This window comes from Collinsella sp. An271 (assembly GCF_002159695.1).
Lineage (GTDB): Bacteria > Actinomycetota > Coriobacteriia > Coriobacteriales > Coriobacteriaceae > Collinsella > Collinsella ihumii.
In genome coordinates this window covers 82,723-104,410 of sequence record NZ_NFJE01000010.1, presented here as the reverse complement: position 1 = coordinate 104,410, position 21,688 = coordinate 82,723, and the positions used below count along the sequence as shown (strand labels likewise).

The following is a 21,688-nucleotide window of genomic DNA, read 5'->3' as shown; positions in this document are numbered from 1 at the left end:
TCGAACTGGGGGACTGAGGGGGTATAAGCACCAAGGAGCGTTTCGCAACAAAAAGCATCGTTATCGCAGGTAGAACACCGTTTTTCGGACTGATGCGCACAACGCAAGAAAACGCTGCGAAACGCTCCTTCCAGGCTCCTTCGTACCGGAATTCGTACCACCCGGAAGTCCCGGAAAGACGGTTCCAGAAGGGAACGGAGATCCCAAATGGCGACCGACTGAAACGCCCTCACCGCCGAAGAGGACCGCGCCTACTTCATGGCAGAACTGGTCGAAATCTCCCCGGAAAGTTTCACCCTAGAGGAGAAGCAGAGGATACTGCGCAACATGATCAAGACGTCCACGGCCATAGAGAACGCGATGCGAGACGACTTCGCACGCCTCGACGAGGTGACCCAGACCCGCCTGATAGATGCGCTCGCCGAGGCGGGCCCGAGAGACCGCGACTGGTGGTACCGAACGCTTGTAGCAGGCCCCAGGCACCGCGAAGGCATAACAATCTAAGACAGGGCGGCCCCGCATCCCAAGAGATGCGGGGCCGCACCTTGTCGATCCCAAAGCCAGGGACCCGGGGCTTTCCAACATTTCCCACACGCCTGCGGGCTATAGCAGGGCCCTCCGGCGCATGGAAAACGTTGAAAAGCCGTGCGCTGGGCCCGGACCTACCGTCAAAGCAGGATCTCGTTCACGCGCGCCTGCACCGCGTCGTACAGCGACCCCAGGCGCGACCTACGCTCCTCGCCGTTGCCGCACTCGCCGCGTATGACCGCCTGCGCCAGAGCGTCGATGTCGGCCCCGCCCGACCCGCCGTCGGAGCCGCCGGTGCCCAGGATCTCGTTGACCCTGGCCTGCACCGCGTCGTAGCTCGCACCGAGCGCCGCGCGTCGGTCGTCCCCGTTGCCGTAGTCGCCCCTGATCACCGCCTGTGCCAGCGCCTCGATGTCAGGGGCGGCGGGCTGCGCGGAAGCAGGCGAGGAGCCGCCCGCCAGGATGCGGTTCACCTCCGCCTGCACCTCGGGGTAGCGGCCCCCTAGGGCCGCGCGCCGCGCGTCCCCGTTGCCGAACTCCCCGGCGATGACGCGCCGCGCGAGCTCCGCGACCGTGCCGCTGGGCGCGGCCGGGGTCGTGCCGCCAGAAACAACGCCGCCCGTGATCGCCGCCTTCAGCGCCGCCCACTTGGACGCCGCCACGTAGGGCGCGGGGCAGAGCTTGCCCGTCACGTCGTAGTGGCGGATGACCCCGGAGGCGCCGATGCCGTACTTGGCCATGAGCCTCTTGACCAGCCAGCCCAGCTTCTCGACCTCGGTCGCGCTGAAGTCCTCGCCGGCCGACACGACCTCTATGCCGATCGCGCGACAGTTCATCGCCCAGTTTCCCGCGTGCCAGGCGGTGTCGCCCTCTGCCACGCTCTGGTAGATCTCCGGCGTGATGTCGTCGACGAAGTAGTGCGCGCTCGCGCCCTGCCCCTCGTTGCGCGCGAAGTACGTCGCGTTGTTGCGCGCGGAGGCGAGCGTCGCCGTGAAGTGGACCACGATGCGGTCGATCGCGCGCGAGCGCCCGCGCGTCATGTGGTCAGAGCCGCACTGCTTGAAGAGGATGCTATACGCCATCGGGCACCTCCTCGAAACCGCCGTCCTCGCCCTCGTCGGGCTCCCAGCAGTCGGGCGCTGCCGCCTCGACGCCCTCGCCGCGCAGCGCCTCCCAGCGCTCCTCCTCGCTCGCAAACTCTCGCCCGTCACTCATCGGAACCACCGCCCGACGGCAGCGCCGCTCCGAGCTCCGCCATCACCGGCGACAGCACGGCCATCACGAGCGCAACCACGATCGCGCGCCACTCGGGCTCCAGCACCGCGCAGCCCACGAGCATGTCCACGTTGGCCACGACCACGCCGAGCACACCCTGCGCGATCGTGCGCGCCAGGCGCCACGGCCACTCGTTGGATGTCAGGAAAGCCTCCATCATTGCCCCTTCCTCAGGTTGTCGATCTCCGCCTTCACGACGGCGACGTCCTGCTCCAGGGCATAGGTGCGCTCAATGAGGCAGTTGTGCCTCTCGACCTGCCGCGTCAGGTTGTCGATCTTGACCTCCATGACCGCGCGGCTGCGCGAGTTGGACACGAGCACCCCCGCGAGGGTGAGCACTCCCGTCACGAGCGCCGCGATCACCGACTCCATGCGCGCCTCCTCCCCGGACGGGAACGCCCCCGCCCTCAGGGAGAAGTGTCATGCGCAGTCACAAAATGCCCATCTAGCTGGTAAAATGGGTGTAATGATGCGTTCTGTTTCTTCACAAAGGAGTTCACATGGAGGGCACTGAAAGAACGGCTGCAGAAGTGGCGGTCGATTGGTTGAGAAAGGGATTCGACGCCGTTCGCGAAGCCGGACGTCGATACATCAGCGAAGCGGAGGAGCGGGCTGCGTTCGATGAGTACTCCCAGGGGGTAAACAGGGCGACCGCCGCACTTGTCGATGTGTGCAACGACAAGGCGGCGATAGCGGAGGCTCTGCATGAACATTGGGGCGTCGATTTGCAAGAAGCGGAAGAGCGAGTGTAGTGGGAGATGAGGGTGTATGCGCCCGCTCGACGTCTCGAGCGGTTCCTCGTGGAGAAGCAACATTTCACCAAAGCCGAAGCAGGAAGATACCTCCGCGAGAACGCTGTAAAGATCAAGCTTCGCCACGACCCCAAGCTATCAACCATGAAACCGGAGCGGCTCTACCGGGAGATTGAGAACACCAGAGCCTAGCTCTTCACCGTCAGATACCCCGGAGCCACCGGCGGGTTGTCGATCCGGCAGTAGGCCTCGTCTCGGCCTCCGCTGTCGTACGTCGTCCCCGCGCCGCCCACCAGTGCCTCGCAGCCGTAGAACATGCCTGACCCCTCGCACCCCGCGGGCAGCGACCAGTCCGCATCCGCCCAGATTGTCGCCAGGTTCGAGCAGCCCGAGAAGCAGTAGAACAGGTCCGTGAGCCCCTCGGTCGGAAATCCAGACAGGTCGAGCTCGGTGAGCCCGTCGCAGTTCGAGAACGCGTAGCGCATCTCCCGGACCTCCGGCAGGTTGGAGAGCCCGACGACCTCGGTCATCTCCCCGTCGGTGTAGAACCAGTACGACAGGTTCGCGTACGTAAGCCCCGACAGGTCCTCGGAGAACGTCGCCTTCAGCACGTCCACCCCGGCATCGTCCCAGGCGCGCGACCCGATCGCCCGGTAGCGCGCCGTCGCGCACATCCGCGAGCTCAGCGCGACCTCGCGTCCCTCCTCGGGCTCGGGATCCAGCGTCAGCACGAGCTCGCCGTCGGCGTACAGGTGGCACGCCACCCATTCGCGCGCGTCGGCCGCGGGATCCGTCAGGATGCCGTCCTCGCCGAACCCCAGGTGCCCGTCGATGTCCTCGCCGTAGTCGGGCGAATAGCCCATCCCGCCCACCAGGCGGTTGCACCCGTAGAGGCCAAGGCTGCCCGTCTGCTCGCCGGCAGGCTCCCATCTGGCCGCGTACACGCTCTCCAGCGAAGGGCAGCTCGAGAACACCTGATCGAAGCTCATCGCGCCCTCGAGCGCCTCGAACCCCCGCACCTCGGTCATCTGCTGCAGGCTTTGGAACAGGTGCGACGCGTTGGTCAGGCCGCCGCCCGCGAAGTCCGAGTCTATCAGCGCCCGCAGCACCTCGCTGCGCCGCGTGCGCCAGGGGATGTCGCTCGAGGACGAGAAGCCCTCGGCCGGGATCTCCCATCCCTCCAGGATCACCGCCCCCTCCACGTCGGAGGACCGACCGTCGCGGTAGTTCAGCTCGAGCGTCCCGTCAGAGAGCAACAGCGCGCGCATCTTGACCCCCGTGTCCCATGTGAGCGCGCGGATCGCCGCCGGCATCTCGGCGGGGGTGTAGGTGGCGGTCGAACCGTTCTGCGTGCGGATCGCGTCGGCCAGAAGCTCGAACACGACCTCGGAGAGGATCCCGGTGCCCGCCTCGGGCGCGGCGACGAGCCCCGCGCCCTCGCGCGTCCCGTCCATCTCCAGCACCCGCGAGCTCATCTCCAGCGGCATGTAGCGCACCTGCTGCCCGTTCTGCTCGCGGATCGCGTTGGCGATCTCGGTCAGAAGCGCCTTGGTAACCGTCCCCACAGCCATCTAGAACTCCATCTCGGAAAGATCGTCCAGGCCTTCTATCGCCTGGTCCACATAGGCCTTCGTCGCGTACGCGGAAAGGTCGGGCGCGCTGCCCGGCGCCCCGTCCGCGCCCGGCTCTCCCTGCGGCCCGGGCTCCCCGGCCTCGCCCTTGAGGCCCGAGAAGGCGAACGCGAACGTCCGCGCCCCCGGCGTACCGCCCATCGTCACGGTGACCGCGGGCGTCCCCGTGGACCCGTCCACCGTGGCGGTCGCCCCCACGATGCCGGCATCGGCCCCGTCGGCCCCGTTCGCGCCGTCGGCCCCGTCGGCGCCCGCTGGCCCGCGCAGCGCCTCCAGCTGCTCCGCCGTGAAGTCCGAGTACGAAAACGCTTCGCCGGGGTCGCCCTTGTCGCCCTTCGGTCCCGCGAGGTCGGCCGAGCTCGTCCCGCTCGCGCTCGTCACGGTGAGCACCGTGCCGTCCCACGAGTGGGTGCAGCTCGTGCCGTGCCTGATCACGCGCGCCTCCGCGTGCCGGTAGTCCCAGATCTGGATCTTGATGCCCTCATCCTCGGGATAGCTGACGAAGAACACCTGCGGGCTGATGCCGTCCGCACCGTCGGCACCGTCCGCCCCGGCCGGCCCGCGCAGCGCCTCCAGCTGCTCGGGCGTGAAGTCGGAGTACTCGAACGCGTCGCCCGTATCGCCCTTCTCGCCGCGCAGCGCCGCGACCTGCTCCTCGGTGAGGTCGTCGAACGTGAGCGCGTCGCCCTTCTGCCCGTGCGCGAGCGTCGCGGTCGTGGTGCCGGAAGCGTCCGTCACGGTGATGAGCGCTCCGGCCTCGGTCTGCTCCACCTTCGCCGTCGGGCTCACGCCGTCCTGGCCGTCGGCACCGTCCTGCCCGTCGGCGCCCGCGGCGCCCGGGTCGCCATCGAAGTCGCCGCGTTCCGCCGCCGCGAGCAGGTCGTCCTTCGCCTCGGTCGCCGCCGCGGCCGCGGCCGTCGCCGCAGCGATCGCGGCGGACGCCCCCTCGGCGGCCGATGCCGCCTGCTGTGCCTTCTCGACGGCGGCGTCGATCAGCTCGTCGGCCTCCTCGAACTTCCGGATCGCCTCCAAAAACATCGAGTACCCGTCGCCGCTCGAGCCCTCGACGCCGGCAAGCGCAGCGGAAACGCGCACGGCGAACGGCGCGGACGAGATCGCCTCGTCACCGCCGCGGACCACCACCTGCGCGTCGACCGTGCCCTCCGCGCACGCCATCGAGGCGGGCCAGAACACACGGAACCTGCCGCGCTCGGCGTCGACGGCCTCGAACGGCTCGCACCCGCGCGCCCGCGCCTCGCGGTGGCGCCACAGCAGGTAGGCGGTCGCGCCCGTGAGGTCGACCGCCTCGCCGCCGCGCACCACGGAAAGGTCCATGCCGCGCCCCCGTGCGTCTGCGGGCGAGGCCAGAAGCGGCAAACCGAGCGGAGCGTCGGCATCGTCCCACGTCACCTCGTACAGCCCGTCGCCCGAAAGCGCGAACGTCTCCTCGTCAGCCATGTCAGAACTCCATCTCGCTCAGATCCTCCAGGGATGAGACCGCGCCGGCGGCTGCGGCGGCCGCCTCGCCGGCGGCGGCTGCCGTCTCCTCGACCGTGGCCACGCGCGCCGCCACGTCGGCGGACGCCGACCACGACGTGCGCTCAACGGCCCCCAGCCCAAGCCGGCGCACGATCCCGCACGCGCCGAGCTCCCGCACGCGCCGCACGCAGCGCGCCGTGAACCGCCACGGCGGCACCCGCGCGTCGTCGCACACGGCGACGTCGTCACCCAGCCCCACGAAGCCGCAGCCGCAGACCTCGGCGGCCTCGGCCTCGTAGGCCACGCGGGGGCGGCTCGCCCGCGCGAGCTCCGCCTCCGTGAGCGCCTTCAGCTCGGAGGCGTCCTCGCAGTCGGCGAACACCACGCATCCGAACCGGTGCGCCCGGCCCCCGGCGCCGTCGGGCCGCCCCCACACCAGGCGCGCCTCGTCGCTGCCCACCCAGTTCACGCCGTTGTTCACGGCGCCGAAGGTAAGCCGCCTGGTGTAGCCGCCGGTATGCTCGCCGCTCTCGTCCAGGACCGGCAGCCCGCGCCCAAAGCCGTAGAGCGCCGTGAACACCTCGTCCTCCAGCACCGTGCGCGTGCAGGCTATGAGTCCCTTGCCGCGCGTGAGCCGCGCCCCGCGCCAGCCCCCGCGCCGCGCGGGCAGCGACACCGTGCGCCCGGCGACGCGCCCGTCCTCCACGGCTATCGAGCAATCGAGCTCGCCGCCCCAGACCTCCTCGACGCGCCTCAGCGCGGCGAGCGCGTTCATATGGTAGAGCAGGCAGCCGTGCCGCGCGTCGCCCGCGCCCACGTCGCCCGCGGTCCAGCGCGTGTGGGCCAGCACGGCGGCGAGCGCCTCGGCGGCGGTCTTCGCGGACAGGCGCTCCTCCTCGATGAAGTCGCCCAGAAGCTCGCTTATAGAGGACTCGGCGTACACGTGCGCGGGCCCCGCGAGCGGCTCGTCGGTGCGCGCCACCACGTGCTCGCGCCAGGCGCCGTCCTCCGGGTCGCGCCACAGCAGGCGCGACCCCTTCTCGGGCGCCACCGTGCAGTCGAACTCGATCGTGTCCTCACCGCCCAGCTCCTCGGTGTGCACAAGCGAGGCCACGGCCGGCAGGATCCCCAGCCGCCCGTCGAAGCGGTCGAAGAGATAGATCGCCGGAACCATCTATAGCCACCTCTCCGTCCACGCCACCTCGTGCGCCGAGCACCCCGAGAAGGTCAGAACGTGCGCACCGGGCGAGAGCGAGAAGAACGCGCTCTCCACCGCGACGTCGGCCGAGGCGCCCTCGCCGTCCACCGTCACGGACTCGGCCGAGAAGTCCATCACCACCTCGTCGCCGGCGAAGAGGTCCCGCTCCACCAGAACGTAGCGGCCGTCCTCGTCGGCAACCTTCACGGAGGAGCCTGCCGCAGCGGTCAGCCTCACCACGGGAAGTGTGGGCCAGGTGCCCAGCACCTCGACCTCTGTCCCCGTGCAGGAGCGCCCCGCGCCGTACGCCACCGGGTCGTAGCACGTGAAATCCACGGCGCACGAGCCGCCCTCGAAAAGGGAATCCCAGTCCGAGACTCCCGTGACCACCACGTCGCGCCAGGTGAGCGAGCCCTCGCCGGGAACGGAGAGATCCCCGCCGCCGGGCGCGCAGAGCCACGCGCGCAGCAGCGCCCGCAGGCGAGAAAGCTCGAGCCCCGTCATCTGCGACCCCGCGTCCAGATGCAGCAGAAGGCGCACCTCGCGCGGCGGCAGCTCGCTGCCCAAAAGCATCGCGCCGGGCCTGCCGGACACCGAGAACGCTCGCGGCTCCAGGGCGTGCGCCGCCGGCTCAACAAGCTCCGCCTGGACGTGGGGCGAGAAGTCGCGCCCCGCGTAGAAGAACCCGCTCACAGCTGCCCCCGTGCGCGCCCGTACGCGGTGGCGCGCCGCTGCTGCTCGCGACCTATCCGTTCGGTCTCGGACGCGCTGCGCCGGCTCTCGTCCCGCGCATCGCGGTGAGCCGGCCCCTTCTTATGATCCTCGCGGACGCCGTACCCGCGTACGCGCTCATGCGTGTCAGCCAACATGCCTCACCACCGTGCAGATCAAGGTGAACCCCCACAGCCACCGCCCGGACCCGTCGCGCCCGCGCGGCCCGGCTCCATCGGAGTCCACCGAGGAGATCCTCACCCCGTCGACGTCGATCGGCCACGCAGCGCCGCGCAGAGCCCGCTCGGCAGCCAGGCAAACAGCCTCAGCGGCACCGGCCTCCTCGCGGCACACCAGCACTCCCACGTCCACGCGCCCGCGCTCGCCGCCGTCGGCCAGCCGCGCCTCCCGCGCGAAGGGTCCCTGGGTCACCACGATCGGCTCGGCACAAAGCCCTGTCGAGGGCGGCGCGCAGAACACGCCCGCAAATCCCAGGGCGTAGAGCATCGACGCCACCGCGCCCGCAACCTCACCGCAAGGAGCCATCAGCCCACCTCCAGTTCCCAGTGGTGCACGTGCCCGCGCACCACGCAGCAGCGCCGGCACCTGCGCACGTGCACGCTCGGCCCCGCGCCCACCAGCACGCGCGACCCCGCGGGCACCTCGAAGGCGCCCTCCGAGCTCACCGCGTCAACGAAGATCCGCCCCGCGCCGCCGTCCGCGCTGCGGTGGGCGTCGTCCACGGCAGATTCCGCACGCTCGAAGCGCACGTGCCTCACCAGCACGGACGGCCCGTACGTCCCGTCGCCCGCAGCCGGCCACACGATCATGTCGTCGGGAAGGAGCCTCCTCGGTATCGGCCTCAGAAAGCGCATCTACCTCACCCCGCTCCAGCAGAGGCCCGTCCCCGCCAGCTCCGCGAGCGCGGCCTCCCGAGCCACATCCGAGCCGGTCGTGCCCTCGTCGCGGTAGTTCGTCACCGAGAAGGACCCGATGGAGAAGCCGCCCACGCGCCCCTCGCCGTACTCGGCGAAGGCGTCGGCCGCCGCGCAGACGGAGCGCCGCCAGGCGTCGGCGACGTCCTCGTCCCACTCCTCGCGCACATCGCGTGCCCCCGTGAGCGCGCCCACGCTGCGCACCGCCGCCGGCAGCGCCTCCGCAAAGGCGTCCGCCGCCAGCGCCCCGCCGTACCCGTCGAGGTAGAAGTCATAGGAGACGGGCGCGGGGCCGCAGCCGGCCGCGCCCGTCGCCCCGTCCACTAGGCCAGCGGCGCGCAGGAGACGTGCACGCCGTCCAGCTTGTTGTCCAGGAGCTCCACGATGCCGTACTTGCGGTACTTCATCATGTAGCTGTCCAGGTTCTCCAGCTCGTCGGGCGAGAAGACCCTCGACGCCACGTGCTTGTCGAACTTGATGACCGCCGAGCGCTCCACCACCATGTAGTTGATCGGCGCGCCCGCGCCAACGAGCTCGTAGTAGGTGGAGAGGCTGCCCGCGCTCGGGCTCGCCACCTTGGTGTAGCTCCCGCCGCTCTCGGTGTAGTAGGTCTTGCCGGACACCACTGAGCTGTCCGTCGTCTTCACGTACTCGCCCTCGGCGCGCGCGTAGCCGAACTGGTCATCGTCGCCGGGAAGCAGGTCGATCGCGCTGTAGAAGCGCACCTGCGGCACCTCCACGATGCGGCTGAAGCGCTCGAGCACGCGGTTGGAGCGCGCGGGGTTGGCGAGCGAGAAGTCGTCCAGCACGCCCTTGAGCGTCGGCGTGATGAAGAGGATGCGGCTGCCGGTCGTCACCTGCGCCTCGTCCATCGCGTTCGTCGCGCCGCGCAGGCTCGCCAGCACGTCCTCGGCGTCGGCGTCCGAGAAGTCCTCCTCGGCGGGAGAGACGCCCTCGTGCCCCGCGATCTCGGAGAAGGTGAAGGCGTCGGCTTCCGGCGCCACCTGCAGGCGCTGGAGCTCGCTTCCCGCTTCCACGAAGCAGTCGAGCACGCCCGACTCCTCGACGTCCATCACGTCCGCGAGCAGCTTGATGCCTCGGTCGTAGTTGAACGTCTTGGTCTCGTACTCGTAGGTGATCGAGCCCGTCTTGTAGCCGACGTTTCGGGTGTAGTCTCCGAGCCCTGAGACCTGTATCTTCGGGACCATGATCTCCTTGGCGTTCTTCCCGGCGCGCGCCATGCGGCGCGGCGAGTTCAGGCACGTCGAGCATGCTTCTCTCTGGTACACCTCGTCCAGGACGGACGTGTAGTTCTTCGTGTATGCAATGGAATTGGCCATCGGTTACTCCTTGTCCTCGGAAAGGCCGGCGATCCTGCGCCAGCGCCTCATCTGCGCGCCCTCGTCGGTGGCCGCGCCCGCGTTCGGCAGCCCCGTCGCGCCCGCGGGTGCCGGCGCGGGGGATGCCGAGAAGAGCCACGGCTCCGCCGCCTTGAGCTTGTCCACGTCGTTGTCGTAATCAGAAAGAAGCGCCCGGGCGGCCTTGACGTTGCGCGCCCCGGCGATCTGAAGCTCGAAGCCCACGCGCTCCTCGTCGCCGCGTCGGCGAAGCTCGTCCATCTCCTTGCGGAGCGCCTCCGCGGACTCGGCGGTCTTCGCCGCCTCCGCGATCTCGCCCTCCAGCGCGGCGATCCGCTCGTCGCGCTCCTTCAGCGCCGCCTCGTAGTCCGTGCGCGCCCGCTCGAGCGCGTCGCCGCCCTCGCCGCCGGAGCCGCCCCGGTCCGCCCGGGCCACCGTCGCCTGCGCCTGCGCCGCCTGGTCGCCCGCCTCCGCCTGCTGACCCGCGACCTGCGCCTGCGCGGCCGCGCCATCGTTCCCGCCTTCCATGAAAAGGCCCACCTCTCTTTCCTCGGGCGGGCAAAGAAAAAAGCCCGCACCCATCAGATGGGTACAGGCTATTTGGGTGTCACAAGAGAGCTCTATCTACCGTGGTGACACGACAGCTGGAGGCGAGCCCTGCGCATTCGGAATTCAGCGAATCAAGTCGCGGAGCATCATTGACCGGAGGCAGCTCCCTTCTTTCCCAGAGACTCCGCAAGGCGGATTAACTGAGGGGCAATGTGCAGCCCCTGCAGGAGCATGACCGCCACAAGGCATACGGCGGAAACAGCATACCACCCGTCGACCTGGAGGGCTGCAACGACCGCCTGCACGACGAGGACAGCAAGGGTGGGCAGCAGATAGCGCCATCCCGCGTCGAAGGCGACGTACTTTCTCGAGTCGGCCGCGCGCATCGCGAAGACGAGAGCCTGACTGGCGACTGAGGCCACGCACGCCCCGTACACACCGATGAGGGGGATGAGCGCCGGGGTGAGGACGACGCAGCACACCGCACCGGCAAGAGTCGTCCTCATGATGTAGGCCGTGTGCATGGTGGAGGTGTAGACGGTCCCGTAGAACGCGTTGAAGACGTTCATGAGGTTCGCGAGCAGCATCACGGGGATCATCGTCCAGGCGGGGTAGAACTCGCCCTGGAGGAAGAACGAGGCGAGCCAGGGAGCGAGGAGGGATATCGCCCCGCACAGGACGCACATCGCCGCCTGCAGGAAGGAGAACACGGACGAGAAGAACCCTGCGAGGCCGTCCTCCTCGGACTCCTGGAACGCGGAGAGCTGCCACGCCTGCTGGAAGATGGAGTACGCGGTGTTGAGGAGGTTCGGGACTTTGCTCCCCGCGGCGAACATTCCCGAGGCGGAGATGCCGAGCATGCCCGTTATGAAGAAGCGGTTGATGCTCGTGCCCGCCCACCAGAACAGGGAGTTGGGGACGAGAGGCAGCGAGTAGGCGAGCATCGGGCGCGCGAGTGCGGCGACCCGTCTCAAGACTCCGGAACCCCCGAGCACCGCCCGCGCGCCGCGGAGGGCGAGCTGCCCCAGCCCCCCTGCGGTGAGGTAGAGGACGACCGCGGCAAGGGGGCCGACCGACACGGACGCGAAGTACCCGATCACGGAAAGGCCCGCCCCGCCTATGAGGGCGACCGCCGAGACGCAGGTGACGAGCGAGGAGAGGCCGGCGCATATGGGTATGAGCCTGACCCGCCCCATGCCGCGGGCGACCTCACCGCACAGCTGCAGGAGCGCGCTCGACGCGTAGGCGAGGACGAACCAGCCCTTGTAGGACCCGAGCCCGCCGAATGCGCCGAGGCCGAGCAGGGGCGAGAGGGCGGCGACCGCCGCGACCGAGGCGAGCGTCACAGCGAAGCCGACGAACGCGTACTCGCCGGCCCGGCCGCGGTCCCCCACCATGAAGCGCACCGCCGCGTCCGCCACCGAGAGGGTCGCCAAAGGGGTCACGAGGGAGATGACGGTGAGCGACATGTCCGTGAGGCCGTACTCGCCGGCGCTCATGAAGTAGGTGTAGAGCGGCACGAGCAGGAACGTCACGAGCTTCGTCGCGACGGCGTTCACCGCGAACAGCCCGAAGTTGATGATGAGGTTTCTATACTTGTTCATGGGGAGAACCTGTTGCACTCGATGGACGGCCGATTGGATCCGATTGTCTGGCGGCCATCATTCGACCGCTCCTCCCTTTGATGGGGACTTCCTTCCGAAGTAGGCGTCGAGCGCCTCGAAGTGCCCCACGGCCTCCCTTGCGACGCGCGAAGCATCGAAGGGTTCAGAGGCGACAACCTCCTCGCAGGGCCCCATGTCCTCGGGGTCGATGTCGGGGATCTCCAGCACGTTGTGCCCGCTGAGGCCGAGGTCGCACAGCACGTTGGTCATCTTCCCGCTGTAGGGGATCGACAGGACCTTGGCGCCTGCGGCGAGGCCGAGGACCATGGCATGGAACCTCGTGGCGACGACGACCTCGCTGGCAGCGATCTCCCGCAGGACCTCATCCACATCGCCCCGGTAGAACAGCCTGCTCACGCAGACGCCAGTGCCATCGGCGGCATCCGCGACTCGTTCGACGGCCTCCTCGTCACCCTCCGCTTTGCAGAAGGAACACACCGTCACTGCATACCCCTCTTCTGCGAACCATCGTGCCGCTCGAGCCATCCAAGATTCGTATGCCGCGGCATGCGCGGCTAGCGATGCGCTTCGCTGCCGGCTCCTCAGGTTAATCACCGACATGAACACATGCCTCTGCTTGTCAACTCCAGGAAAGGTGGTAGAGAAAAGAATGTCGGGAGCAATTCTCACGTTGCCCAGATCGGAGAAGAGCTCGAACGAGTACCTGTCGCGGAAGCAGACATCGGCGCAGTCCGCGGAAAATATCTCTCGGAACCCCTCGAGGAAACTGCTCGTATAGTAGGGACCGAAGTTGGCTCCTAACACGAAGGTGTCGGAGCACGCCTTATAAACACCGTGTCGGTCGCGAACCATAATGCTATTCATTATTTTTGATACGGCACCACTCGGGAAGGATTGAATAAACAACGATCCTCCGACCACAACTAGGCAGTCCTCATGTTGCAACTCGTGCAGTAACAATCTTTGTCGCATTCGACTTTTGATGAAATTCGTTCCCTTGCATGGAGGAAGGCGACTGCCACATCGGACGTGAACGACCTCGAGGTTGCTGTAGTCCAGATGTCCCACATGTGCATTGCTATCAGCAACTATTCTGAACAAAACATCCGGATATCGCGTCAGCACAGTGCGAAGAAAAAGGTCGTCTCCTAGATTCGCCTCTGGATAGAACTCAATCAAAGCACGCGAAGATGGGATTGGTCGATTGTCCATAATCCCTCCCTTTCTTGTGATAAATTGCAGACTTTCATCTGCCCAGCAGGCGGCGAACCATCCGCTTTATTCGACAAATCAGATACAGTGCAAGAAAGTGGCGTCGCCGCAGAAGAAAAATCAAAAGTCGAAAGTCGAATCGCAAGGCATAACGCTTACTTGTATCTGAAAAAACGGTAGCATAAGCCGGTGTGTCGGTAATGTCGTTCAGATAAGCCTTTGCCTCAGGATAAGGAAGCGATTCGGAGGCAGCTTGCGAGACCTCCGCGTACGTCCTTTGGCCGAGAGCATATACGCCGTTCTCAAAATCGCTCGTACCGCAATCAGAGTCCCATTTCCGGGCAAAGCGAAGATGCTGCCTCCATGTGAAATTCCGCTGTTCAAGTTGAGTTCTATCAAACGTTTTTGTCGAGCTATCATAGTTAACTCGGTAGAAATACAATGGCTCGTGGAGATAGTAGAACGAACTCGCTCGATCGATTATCGCTAATGATTGGAATAGATCCTCTGCATAGCTGAATCCGCTCATATCCGAGTGGTCTTTATCGATGTCAAGCAGAGTTTTTTTGAAAGCCTTCGTGCACATTGAATTTAATGCGCCAGACGTGCACGCAATCTTATAAATCAAACTCAGCTCATCTTTAGGAATATACGTGCTTTGACTAAACGGTTCCTCGCTCCAAAAGCTTGAGTAATCCGATCTACGAGATATTCCGAACAAGATTATATCGACGTCATACTGAGATAGGGTTTGAGTAATGAGCTCAAGCGCATCCGGTCGCAGTGTATCATCGCCATCGAGTGTGAGGAGATAATCACCACTTGCCAGTTCATAACCGGCCCTCCTGGCTAAATAAGGGCCAAGATTACGCTGTTCGACAAGTTTGATGCGCTCAGGATAGTTGAGCATATAGTCTCGGCAAATCAGCCCGCTTGAGTCCGTTGACCCATCATTGACCAAGATTATTTCCACGTCTTCGACAGACTGCTCCAAAATCGATTCTATGCAATCCTGTAAATACTTTTCAACGTTGTAGACCGGCACAATAATCGAGAATCTCATTTCTTTGATCCTATCAAATTCAAGAACATACTTTGACTCATATTTGTTTGTCGAAATCCACATCGGCGTGTTCAACGAGGTTTACGTTGCTCAAAGAAAAGCTCCGATCACACCGAAAAAAGCGGTTGATATAAATGATGAAGTTTCAACGATTCCATATGCCACTGAATAACCGTGAAGGACAAACAGTGCGGAAGCCAATATCATCCCGATGCAATCAACGACAAAGAGGGACTTGTTTGCACTGGGAGGTTCGCCAGCCATTCTCGCGATGACCGATGTCTCCCCCAGTGCAAAAAGTACTGGGACGAGCCTCGTTCCATTTGATTCAAGCACTGATGACAGTGCAACAGTGACTGCCGCAACAGAAAGCGACAAAGCGTTCATAGACGATATTCCCTTGCCATTCGCTCCGCGGCTCTTCTCTAAACGAACGACGTTGTAGACAAGAAACAATATCCAAAGGAACGTGAACGCGATGTTGACCCTCGTGTTGAGTGAGCTTGATTGCGCCTCGGTCCAGTTGTCGCCCTCGCTGTAACCGAGGAATGCCTCCAGGGCGCTCGCAAGCACCTGAGCAACTGGATTACCAATACCTTCGATGATGGGATAAACCAGGTTTCCAATCACTGCGGATGCAAGCGTTACAGCAAAGATAAGCGCAATTCCTTTTACTGGACTACTTGCAATGAGGCTTGACATAAGAAGCAAGAGAACCGATAGAATCGCAACAAAATGAATGAATACTCCGACCAAAGATAAGATGAATGCGCCTGACAGCTTTATTTTATCCGTGAAATATAGGTAAGCAGCAAGTGCACAAACCAGTAACGCGATAGTCGATCGAATCCCGCAAACAACCCAGAGAAAAGGGATTGCCGCGACAATATGAAAAAACGCGGCCGCAGTGATATATCTGTCCGCTTGCAACCTACCGGAGCAGTCAGCGACGATATACCCAATAATCGCATATCCGACAAAGGCCGCACTCGACTGCAACAGGTACGGGTCTCCTATCTTTGCGACGATCCAGCACCATATGTCCCAGACAAACAGAGCGTCATAGTGGCCCGCACCGAAGCAGTGAAAAACGTCGACTCTTTCGTAGTTCTGCAACAGCGCTATGTGGCGCGCGATATCATTTGATGAGTCAAGCCTCAATCCATAGAACGCAATGGCAAAACAGAGGCCCAAGACAGCTGCAATCTGGACTGGGTGCTTTTTATAATTGAATGTAAGAAGAGCCAACAGTGTTGCTCCCAAGGGGCACACTGCGGCAAAAAAGAGGTGGGGAATCATCTATATAGCCCGCCCCCTATCTCCTCTTCCTCGGGACAGACGAACATACAAGGATGTATACTTTTGCGCCATTCGAGACGATGAGAAAGATGAGAGATCTTTTGGGCGGTTGGGGCGTTTGCCCGTCAGAGAGGCTCGGATTGCTGCTCTCAGCGATTCCTCCGAAAGCGCGTTAAAACACACAATGCACCCTTGGTCAAGCACCTCATCGTTGATTTCTCGATGCGGCGGGATATCCGAGAGCAGCGCGGGCAGCCCGCAGCTGAGCGCCTCAAGCACAGCAAGGGGCATACCTTCCGATGTCGATGCCGAAACGAACAGGTCACTCACCTGGAGCCAAGGCAACACATCAGGGACGAAACCGTGGAAGCTCACGTTGGCAAGAGAAAGCGATTTACACTTGCCGTATTCGGGTCCTTCGCCGAACACGTGCAGCTCGGCGTCTACTCCAGTATCCTCTAGAATGGAAGAGAATGCCTTCACAAGAGGCAGCGTCCTTTTCCGCTCGCTGCATCCGCCAGTCGTCACCAAGGCGAGGGTGTCCGACGCGATACCGAGTTTCTCACGAAGAAGCGTACGAGAAGTCGCATCGAGCGAATGGAATTGAGTCTGGTCAACTCCGTTGCGTACCGTCTCGACATCAAGGGCGTATTCCCGTCTTAGATACTCGGCGTTCGCCTCCGAGCAGGCGACAATGGCGTCGAAGCTCCTGAGAGCAGAAACCTCGGCACGGGCCATAAGAATCGCCTGGAGATTTCCGTACGTAGTGAGGAAATCATCTAATATGCAGTTATGCACCGTAACAACCCGCGCATAGGGGAGGTCGCGGCAAAGGAGAGTCGCCCTGAATCCATGGGCATGAACGATGTTCGGCTCAAACCGTTTGAGAGCGAGGCTTAGCGCTCGTTTGCCTAACAGCATCGACCGGACACGGCTATCGAAGACGCGCACGACGGGTACGCCGATTCGCTCGAAGTCAGCCGCCCGCGATTCCTCCGGCTCAGAGGCAAGGGTGAAGACGGCTGCCTCGCAGTTTGATCCTAGGTTGTTGACGATGTCATAGAGCACGTTCACTGGCCCACAGCGGTCAAGAGTGGAGATGACATAGGCAACCCTCATTGTACCTGCCCCCTCAGCAGCCTGTTGTAGACCGTCCGGACAAGGCTGGGCGGCAAGATCGTCGCCGCCGCCCTCTCCGCTATAGCTCGCGCCAAATCAGCGCGATCAATCAGTCCGATTCGTCGAAGGGCAGAAAAAAAGTTAATCTGGCTCCTCAGATACGCCATATTGGACCGTCGAGAGTACATCCCATCGCCCGTCCGGACGTCGACGACGATGTCTGGGACGTTCGCACAACGGCAGCCAATGGCGATCATCCGCGCCCAGAGCCAGTAGTCTTCCATCCAGGGGAAGGGCTGGTAGCCACCTGCCCCTTCAACCATGTGCCTGTCAAACATGACGGACATGTGGTTGAAGGGGTTCCTTCGCTTAAGCCCCTTTTCAATATCCGCCTGTAGGAGCGGGACCTCGCGAACCGATCCCATGTCCCCGGGCTCCCGGTCGAATTCCTCGATGGCGCCCCCGATGAGATCGAGGCCCTCCGCTGCCATCTTCTCAAGGAGGAGCTCGCATCTGCCGGGGCGCGACATGTCGTCGGCGTCCATGCGTGCCACGACGTCGCAATGGCACAGCGGCATGCCAGCGGCGAGCGCGGCGCCGAGGCCGCCGTTCTCCGACAGGTGGTGGACTATCATCCGTTCGCCAAGCTCCCGTCCCCATTCAGAGAGCACAGCGTCGAGTCCATCCGTGAGGGGGCCGTCGCAGACAACCACCATGTCGCGGAACGGTACGGTCTGCTCTGCCATCGAGGCGATGGCGGCATCGAGGTACTCTGGCCTGTCCTTGGCATACACCGACATGAGGACAGAGTAGGGCGGAAGCTTCCCCGCGCTCATCGCGCCCCCTCCCCGGTCACCATGGTCCGCAGCGTCCTCCAGACGATGGAGAGGTCCAGCGAGAAGCTCCGGTTCTCTATGTACTCGATATCCAGGCGAGCCTTCTCCTTGGGCAGCAGCTCGTAACCGCCCTCTACCTGTGCGAGACCGGTGATGCCGGGGCGCACGGCGAGCCGCTGCTCCCACCCGTCGATTCTCTCCTTGAACACCTCGTGAAAGACGGGGCGCTCGGGCCTTGGGCCGATGAGCGACATGTCGCCCTTCACCACGTTCCAGAACTGCGGGATCTCGTCCAGGCGAGTTCTGCGCAGCTTGTGTCCGAGCGGTGTCACGCGCGGGTCGTCGCCGGCAGCCCACTGGGCGCCTCGCGCCTCCGCGTCGACGTACATCGACCTGAACTTGTAGACCTTGAACAGCCTCCCGCCCTTGCCCACGCGGGTTTGGGCGTAGATGGCCGGGCCAGGGTCCTGCCGCTTTATCATGAGCGCGATGACACCCATGGGGACGGCGAGAACGACGAGTGCGCACGAGCAGGCGGCCACGTCGAAGGCGCGCTTTGCAAAGCGGTAGAAAATGCTGCCGTTCACGCGTTTCAGCCTCGGCAGCACCACGACCTCATCGTCAGGCAAGAGTCTCTCCAGAACGTCGGGTGCGATAGAGCACTCCGTGAGCCCCGGGGTGTGACCGAGCGCGAGCATCACCGCCTTGGCCTCGCCCTCGTCAACCACGGCCTCTGCAGCCCCTGCAAGACTATCGATTACTGACGGGGCCGCCCCGGCGACGCCGAGGGAGCCCCTTTCCTGTGGCGTCATCCGCGCCGCCTCATCGTTCATCGGGGGCATGGAGCGTCCCCCCCCCCTCGATTTCCGAGGGCATGAATTCTTCCAGCGTTTCCATCGACAAAGATCCCGACCCTGATCCCGTGTCCTTCAGTTCCTCAAATGCGTCAGCGCTCTCGCGCCTCCCGTCAGCTCTTGAACGGGACGTCCAGCGGCGCCTGCTCCGTGAAGGACTCGCCCGGCCCGCCCACGGCGACCTCGCAGCGCCTGCGGTGGCGGTCCACCTTGGAGATGCGCGCCTCCTGGCCCACGAGCGGCCCGTCCGTCACGTGCAGCACGCCGTCCACGATCACGGCGGTGGAGCTGCGGATGACGTGGGAGCCGTCGGAGGCCGAGGCGTACCACTCCGCGACCTCGTCGGAGAGCGGCGCCCACGACCGCGACTCGGTGCCCACGAGCTCGACGGGCAGCGTCAGCCCGGAGACCGCCTTGGCCAGGCCCGCCGCGTCCGCGGATATCGCAAACGCGTAGCCCCGGTACATGTTCACGGCCTCCAGGAACCACGTCCCCTGCCGCTTCATCCAGCGCTCCTTGCGCAGCACGAAGGCGTCCTTCAGAAGGGAGGAGGGGACGAGCCGCCTGAGCTCGGCGCAGAGCGACTCCTCGCGGCCCTGCGGCATGCGCAGCAGGTACCAGCGCTCGCGCCCCCTGGGCGTTCGCCGCCCGCAGGGGAGCCCCGCGACCAGGCTGCCGCCGCGGGGCGCCTCGCTCGCCCCCCGCTGCATCTTCTCGGTGGCGACCGGCATCCCCGCCTCCCTTCCCGCGCCGCGCCCCGGGGGGCCGGGGCGCGCAAACGTACACCTTTTCAAACACTCATAAACACCGACATTATACACGCCAACCCCTCCCCTCGGGAAACAAAACGCCTGCTCCACAAGTCGCGCCACCTACTTCTACCTGCGAAAACGGGGCGCCTCAAAAGGTGTACTTTTTAGCGCACACGAAAAGCGGTGTTTACCTGCGGTTTCCCCGCTTTACCGCGTCCCCGGAAGACGGGTCCTTTACCCTGTCCTCCCGCAGCCACTTGTCGAAGGTCGAGATGGACACCTTGAGCCTCGACGCGGCCTCCGACCTCGTGATATGCCCCGCCAGGTAGCTCTCGCGGGTCGACTTGTAGATGCCTGGGCGGCGCTTGCGGGGCCGCCCGAACCGCACGCCGCGCGCCTTCGCGGCGTCGATGCCCTCGCGCTGGCGCTGGCGTATGCTCTCGCGCTCCACCTGCGCCACGTAGGAGAGCAGCTGCAGCACGATGTCGGATATGAGCGCGCCCGTCACCCCGCCCCTATCCTCGCGCGTGTCCAGCAGCGGCATGTCCAGCACCACCACGTCGGCGCGGATGTCCTTCGTGATGCCCCTCCACTGCTCGATGATCTCCTCGTAGCTGCGGCCGAACCGGTCGATGCTCTTCACCACCAGCACGTCGCCCGCCTTGAGCGCCGCCTTCATCCGGACCCACTCGGGCCGCTCGAAGTCCCTCCCGCTCGCCTTGTCCGCGAAGATGTTCCCCCGCTCGACCCCGAACTCCTCGAGCGCCACGAGCTGCCTGTCCAGGTTCTGCTCGCGCGTGGAGACCCGCGCGTAGCCGTACAACGTGCCCGCCATCGAAACACCGCCTTCCCGCCCGCCACGCTGCCGCCCCGACCTGCGCGGGCGTCGACATGCCGGGGCTCACCCGGGAACGTTAAAAGGTGGTCGCAAACCCGCCCCTTGGGCGCGCTGGTAGAATGGACCGGTGAAGGAACGGAGGCACCAAAGATGGAGGAAGAGACCAGACCGAGCGAGGAGACCGCCGGCGCGTCCGGGGGCCACCCCAAGCCGATGCTCACCGTCGGGCAGCAGATCGCCCACATGAAGGCGAAGGGCATCACCTTCGGCCTCGTCTCCGAGGAGGAGGCCGCGAGGCACCTGCGCGCCAAGTGCCAGTTCTTCCGCATCTACGCCTACCGCAAGCTCTTCGAGAAGCGCATCGGCGGCGAGCGCGACGGGCAGTACATCGGCCTCGACTTCGGCCACCTGAAGGTCCTGTCGAACCTCGACCGCAAGCTGCGCGACGCCCTCCTGCCCATGGCGCTCGACCTCGAGCACTTCGCCAAGGTCCGCCTGCTCGCCGCCGCGGAGGATAACGGCGAGGACGGCTACGCGGTAATGCGCGACTACATGGCGTCCGTCACCGACAGGCAGAGGTCCCACCTGGAGGGGGAGCTCGACCGCCGCGAGGACGACCCCTACGCCGGCGACGTCGTGCGCAAGTACCGCGGCGACATGCCGCTCTGGGCGTTCTGCGAGGTCGTCTCGTTCGGCGCCTTCCTCGGCGTACTGAGGTTCTGCGCCGACCGCTGGGGCAACGCGGAGCTCTCGGACCTCCATTACCACCTCAAGTGGGTAAAGTCGATCCGCAACGCTTCCGCGCACGGCTCATGCGCAGTCAACGACCTCTCCGAGCGCCCGTCGCGCCGCTGGCGAGCGCCCGACGCCGTCACGAGGGCGCTCGCCTCGTGCGGCGTCCCGAAGCGCTTGCGCGCAAAGCGGCTCAGGAGCCCGCGCATGGCCCAGATGTGCACGCTGCTGTACCTCTACGACCGGACCGTCCCCGAGGGCACCGTGCGCACCGACCGCGAGCGCGCGCTGGCCGACCTGTTCGGCTACCTTCACGGCGAGGGCGCCTGCCTCCCGAGCGAGAACCCGGCAGTTTCCTCGCTCACCTTCGCCGAGCGCTTGACACGCGGCCTCGGTCTGATAGACTGACTCGCATACAGCAAAACCTCCTCGGAGGTTTTTACGGGGCGGGAGTGCGAAAGCGTTTCTGCCCCGGTTTTCATTTGCCACAGAAAAGCCCTCGGGCTTTGTAAGGCGGGGTCGCGCAAGCGGTTCCGCCTAGTTTTTTATTGACGAGAGATCCCACACCCCACAGCCACCCGCTGCCCGTCGAGGGCCGCACCGCAGCCCATCCGCCTGCGCTCCGTTGCGCGCACGGCTCGGACCCGCCCCGCCCTGCGCGGAGAGCGCCACTCACGGCCATGCCCGCCGCTCCGGCTGTGTATGCCCCGCGGCTCGGGCCAGCCAGCTCCGCCTGCGTGTTGCTCCCGGCTCAGGTCAGCCGGCTGCGCCGTCTGCCTTTCGCGGCGGTCGCACACTCCGGCTACGCTGTCTGCCCCTCGCGGCGCTGCGCATACACAGCCTCCGCTCTGGGCATGGCCTGTCGGGGGTTCGACATGCGCAGGTCGGGTCGGTTCCTCGCGGCGGCGCGCACTCCGCTACGGCGGCCGGGCTGCTACGTTT

At 65.0% G+C, this 21,688-nt stretch carries 25 protein-coding genes; 3 read left to right on the top strand and 22 right to left on the bottom strand.

The genetic code is table 11. From position 1 onward, the window contains the following. The first annotated feature begins 258 nt into the window (after positions 1-258). Positions 259-504, top strand: coding sequence for a hypothetical protein (locus tag B5F74_RS09620; protein WP_239283453.1), 246 nt, complete (start codon positions 259-261; stop codon positions 502-504). Between the two features lie 164 nt (positions 505-668). On the opposite strand, the gene B5F74_RS09615 is transcribed toward B5F74_RS09620, so the two are convergent. The 4 genes from B5F74_RS09615 to B5F74_RS09605 are packed head-to-tail and all read right to left on the bottom strand — an operon-like array spanning position 669 to position 2,175. Continuing rightward, positions 669-1,610, bottom strand: coding sequence for an N-acetylmuramoyl-L-alanine amidase (locus B5F74_RS09615; RefSeq protein ID WP_204212539.1), 942 nt, complete (start codon positions 1,608-1,610; stop codon positions 669-671). Beyond that, positions 1,600-1,743 carry a hypothetical protein gene (locus B5F74_RS12425; RefSeq protein WP_158095741.1) on the bottom strand — a complete coding sequence of 48 codons (144 nt, stop codon included), beginning with the start codon at positions 1,741-1,743 and terminating at the stop codon, positions 1,600-1,602. Before B5F74_RS12425 ends, B5F74_RS09615 begins: the two co-directional genes overlap by 11 nt. Further along, the gene (locus tag B5F74_RS09610; RefSeq protein ID WP_204212538.1) at positions 1,736-1,963 is read right to left on the bottom strand and encodes a hypothetical protein; all 228 of its coding nucleotides are present in this window, start codon (positions 1,961-1,963) and stop codon (positions 1,736-1,738) included. The genes B5F74_RS12425 and B5F74_RS09610 overlap by 8 nt, the downstream gene beginning before the upstream one ends. Beyond that, positions 1,960-2,175, bottom strand: coding sequence for a hypothetical protein (locus tag B5F74_RS09605; RefSeq protein ID WP_087201990.1), 216 nt, complete (start codon positions 2,173-2,175; stop codon positions 1,960-1,962). The genes B5F74_RS09610 and B5F74_RS09605 overlap by 4 nt, the downstream gene beginning before the upstream one ends. A 128-nt stretch (positions 2,176-2,303) precedes the next feature. Between B5F74_RS09605 and B5F74_RS09600 the strand changes: the two genes are divergently transcribed. Further along, positions 2,304-2,555, top strand: a complete 252-nt coding sequence (locus tag B5F74_RS09600; RefSeq protein WP_087201988.1) for a hypothetical protein — start codon at positions 2,304-2,306, stop codon at positions 2,553-2,555. A 188-nt stretch (positions 2,556-2,743) separates the two neighbouring features. Here the strand turns inward: B5F74_RS09600 and B5F74_RS09590 are convergent, their stop codons facing one another. The 18 genes from B5F74_RS09590 to B5F74_RS09500 form a co-directional block, all read right to left on the bottom strand. Further along, a complete protein-coding gene (locus B5F74_RS09590; RefSeq protein WP_087201984.1) occupies positions 2,744-4,126 on the bottom strand; it encodes a hypothetical protein in 1,383 nt (460 codons plus the stop codon). Further along, positions 4,127-5,644, bottom strand: coding sequence for a BppU family phage baseplate upper protein (locus B5F74_RS09585; RefSeq protein ID WP_204212537.1), 1,518 nt, complete (start codon positions 5,642-5,644; stop codon positions 4,127-4,129). 1 nt (position 5,645) lies between these two features. Further along, positions 5,646-6,839 carry a phage tail spike protein gene (locus B5F74_RS09580; RefSeq protein WP_087201982.1) on the bottom strand — a complete coding sequence of 398 codons (1,194 nt, stop codon included), beginning with the start codon at positions 6,837-6,839 and terminating at the stop codon, positions 5,646-5,648. Continuing rightward, a complete protein-coding gene (locus B5F74_RS09575; protein ID WP_087201980.1) occupies positions 6,840-7,556 on the bottom strand; it encodes a phage tail domain-containing protein in 717 nt (238 codons plus the stop codon). It abuts the gene before it with no gap. 165 nt (positions 7,557-7,721) lie between these two features. Continuing rightward, a complete protein-coding gene (locus B5F74_RS09565; RefSeq protein ID WP_087201976.1) occupies positions 7,722-8,120 on the bottom strand; it encodes a hypothetical protein in 399 nt (132 codons plus the stop codon). Continuing rightward, positions 8,120-8,449, bottom strand: coding sequence for a minor capsid protein (locus tag B5F74_RS09560; protein ID WP_087186601.1), 330 nt, complete (start codon positions 8,447-8,449; stop codon positions 8,120-8,122). Before B5F74_RS09560 ends, B5F74_RS09565 begins: the two co-directional genes overlap by 1 nt. Next, positions 8,450-8,833, bottom strand: a complete 384-nt coding sequence (locus B5F74_RS09555) for a hypothetical protein (RefSeq protein WP_087201974.1) — start codon at positions 8,831-8,833, stop codon at positions 8,450-8,452. Further along, the gene (locus B5F74_RS09550) at positions 8,833-9,849 is read right to left on the bottom strand and encodes a hypothetical protein (protein WP_087201972.1); all 1,017 of its coding nucleotides are present in this window, start codon (positions 9,847-9,849) and stop codon (positions 8,833-8,835) included. The genes B5F74_RS09555 and B5F74_RS09550 overlap by 1 nt, the downstream gene beginning before the upstream one ends. A gap of 3 nt (positions 9,850-9,852) precedes the next feature. Further along, positions 9,853-10,395: a hypothetical protein gene (locus B5F74_RS09545; protein WP_143753847.1), complete on the bottom strand. Its 543-nt coding sequence runs from the start codon at positions 10,393-10,395 to the stop codon at positions 9,853-9,855. Positions 10,396-10,562: 167 nt separating this feature from the next. Beyond that, positions 10,563-12,020 (bottom strand): polysaccharide biosynthesis C-terminal domain-containing protein, encoded by a 1,458-nt coding sequence (locus B5F74_RS09540; RefSeq protein ID WP_087201968.1) that lies wholly within the window; start codon positions 12,018-12,020, stop codon positions 10,563-10,565. A 57-nt stretch (positions 12,021-12,077) separates the two neighbouring features. After that, complete coding sequence (locus B5F74_RS09535; RefSeq protein ID WP_087201966.1) at positions 12,078-13,253, bottom strand: polysaccharide pyruvyl transferase family protein; 1,176 nt, start codon at positions 13,251-13,253, stop codon at positions 12,078-12,080. A gap of 34 nt (positions 13,254-13,287) precedes the next feature. After that, entirely contained in the window at positions 13,288-14,316 is a 1,029-nt protein-coding gene (locus B5F74_RS09530; RefSeq protein WP_158095740.1) for a glycosyltransferase family 2 protein, read from the bottom strand. 90 nt (positions 14,317-14,406) lie between these two features. After that, positions 14,407-15,615 (bottom strand): hypothetical protein, encoded by a 1,209-nt coding sequence (locus tag B5F74_RS09525; protein WP_087201962.1) that lies wholly within the window; start codon positions 15,613-15,615, stop codon positions 14,407-14,409. Further along, entirely contained in the window at positions 15,616-16,734 is a 1,119-nt protein-coding gene (locus tag B5F74_RS09520; RefSeq protein ID WP_087201960.1) for a glycosyltransferase family 4 protein, read from the bottom strand. After that, complete coding sequence (locus B5F74_RS09515; RefSeq protein ID WP_087201958.1) at positions 16,731-17,570, bottom strand: glycosyltransferase; 840 nt, start codon at positions 17,568-17,570, stop codon at positions 16,731-16,733. The genes B5F74_RS09520 and B5F74_RS09515 overlap by 4 nt, the downstream gene beginning before the upstream one ends. Then, positions 17,567-18,412, bottom strand: a complete 846-nt coding sequence (locus B5F74_RS09510) for a sugar transferase (protein WP_143753845.1) — start codon at positions 18,410-18,412, stop codon at positions 17,567-17,569. The genes B5F74_RS09515 and B5F74_RS09510 overlap by 4 nt, the downstream gene beginning before the upstream one ends. A 125-nt stretch (positions 18,413-18,537) precedes the next feature. Beyond that, positions 18,538-19,155: a hypothetical protein gene (locus tag B5F74_RS09505; protein ID WP_087201956.1), complete on the bottom strand. Its 618-nt coding sequence runs from the start codon at positions 19,153-19,155 to the stop codon at positions 18,538-18,540. Positions 19,156-19,363: 208 nt separating this feature from the next. Then, entirely contained in the window at positions 19,364-20,011 is a 648-nt protein-coding gene (locus B5F74_RS09500; protein WP_087201954.1) for a recombinase family protein, read from the bottom strand. A gap of 153 nt (positions 20,012-20,164) precedes the next feature. Between B5F74_RS09500 and B5F74_RS09495 the strand changes: the two genes are divergently transcribed. After that, positions 20,165-21,154: an Abi family protein gene (locus B5F74_RS09495; RefSeq protein ID WP_087201953.1), complete on the top strand. Its 990-nt coding sequence runs from the start codon at positions 20,165-20,167 to the stop codon at positions 21,152-21,154. Positions 21,155-21,688: the final 534 nt, after the last annotated feature.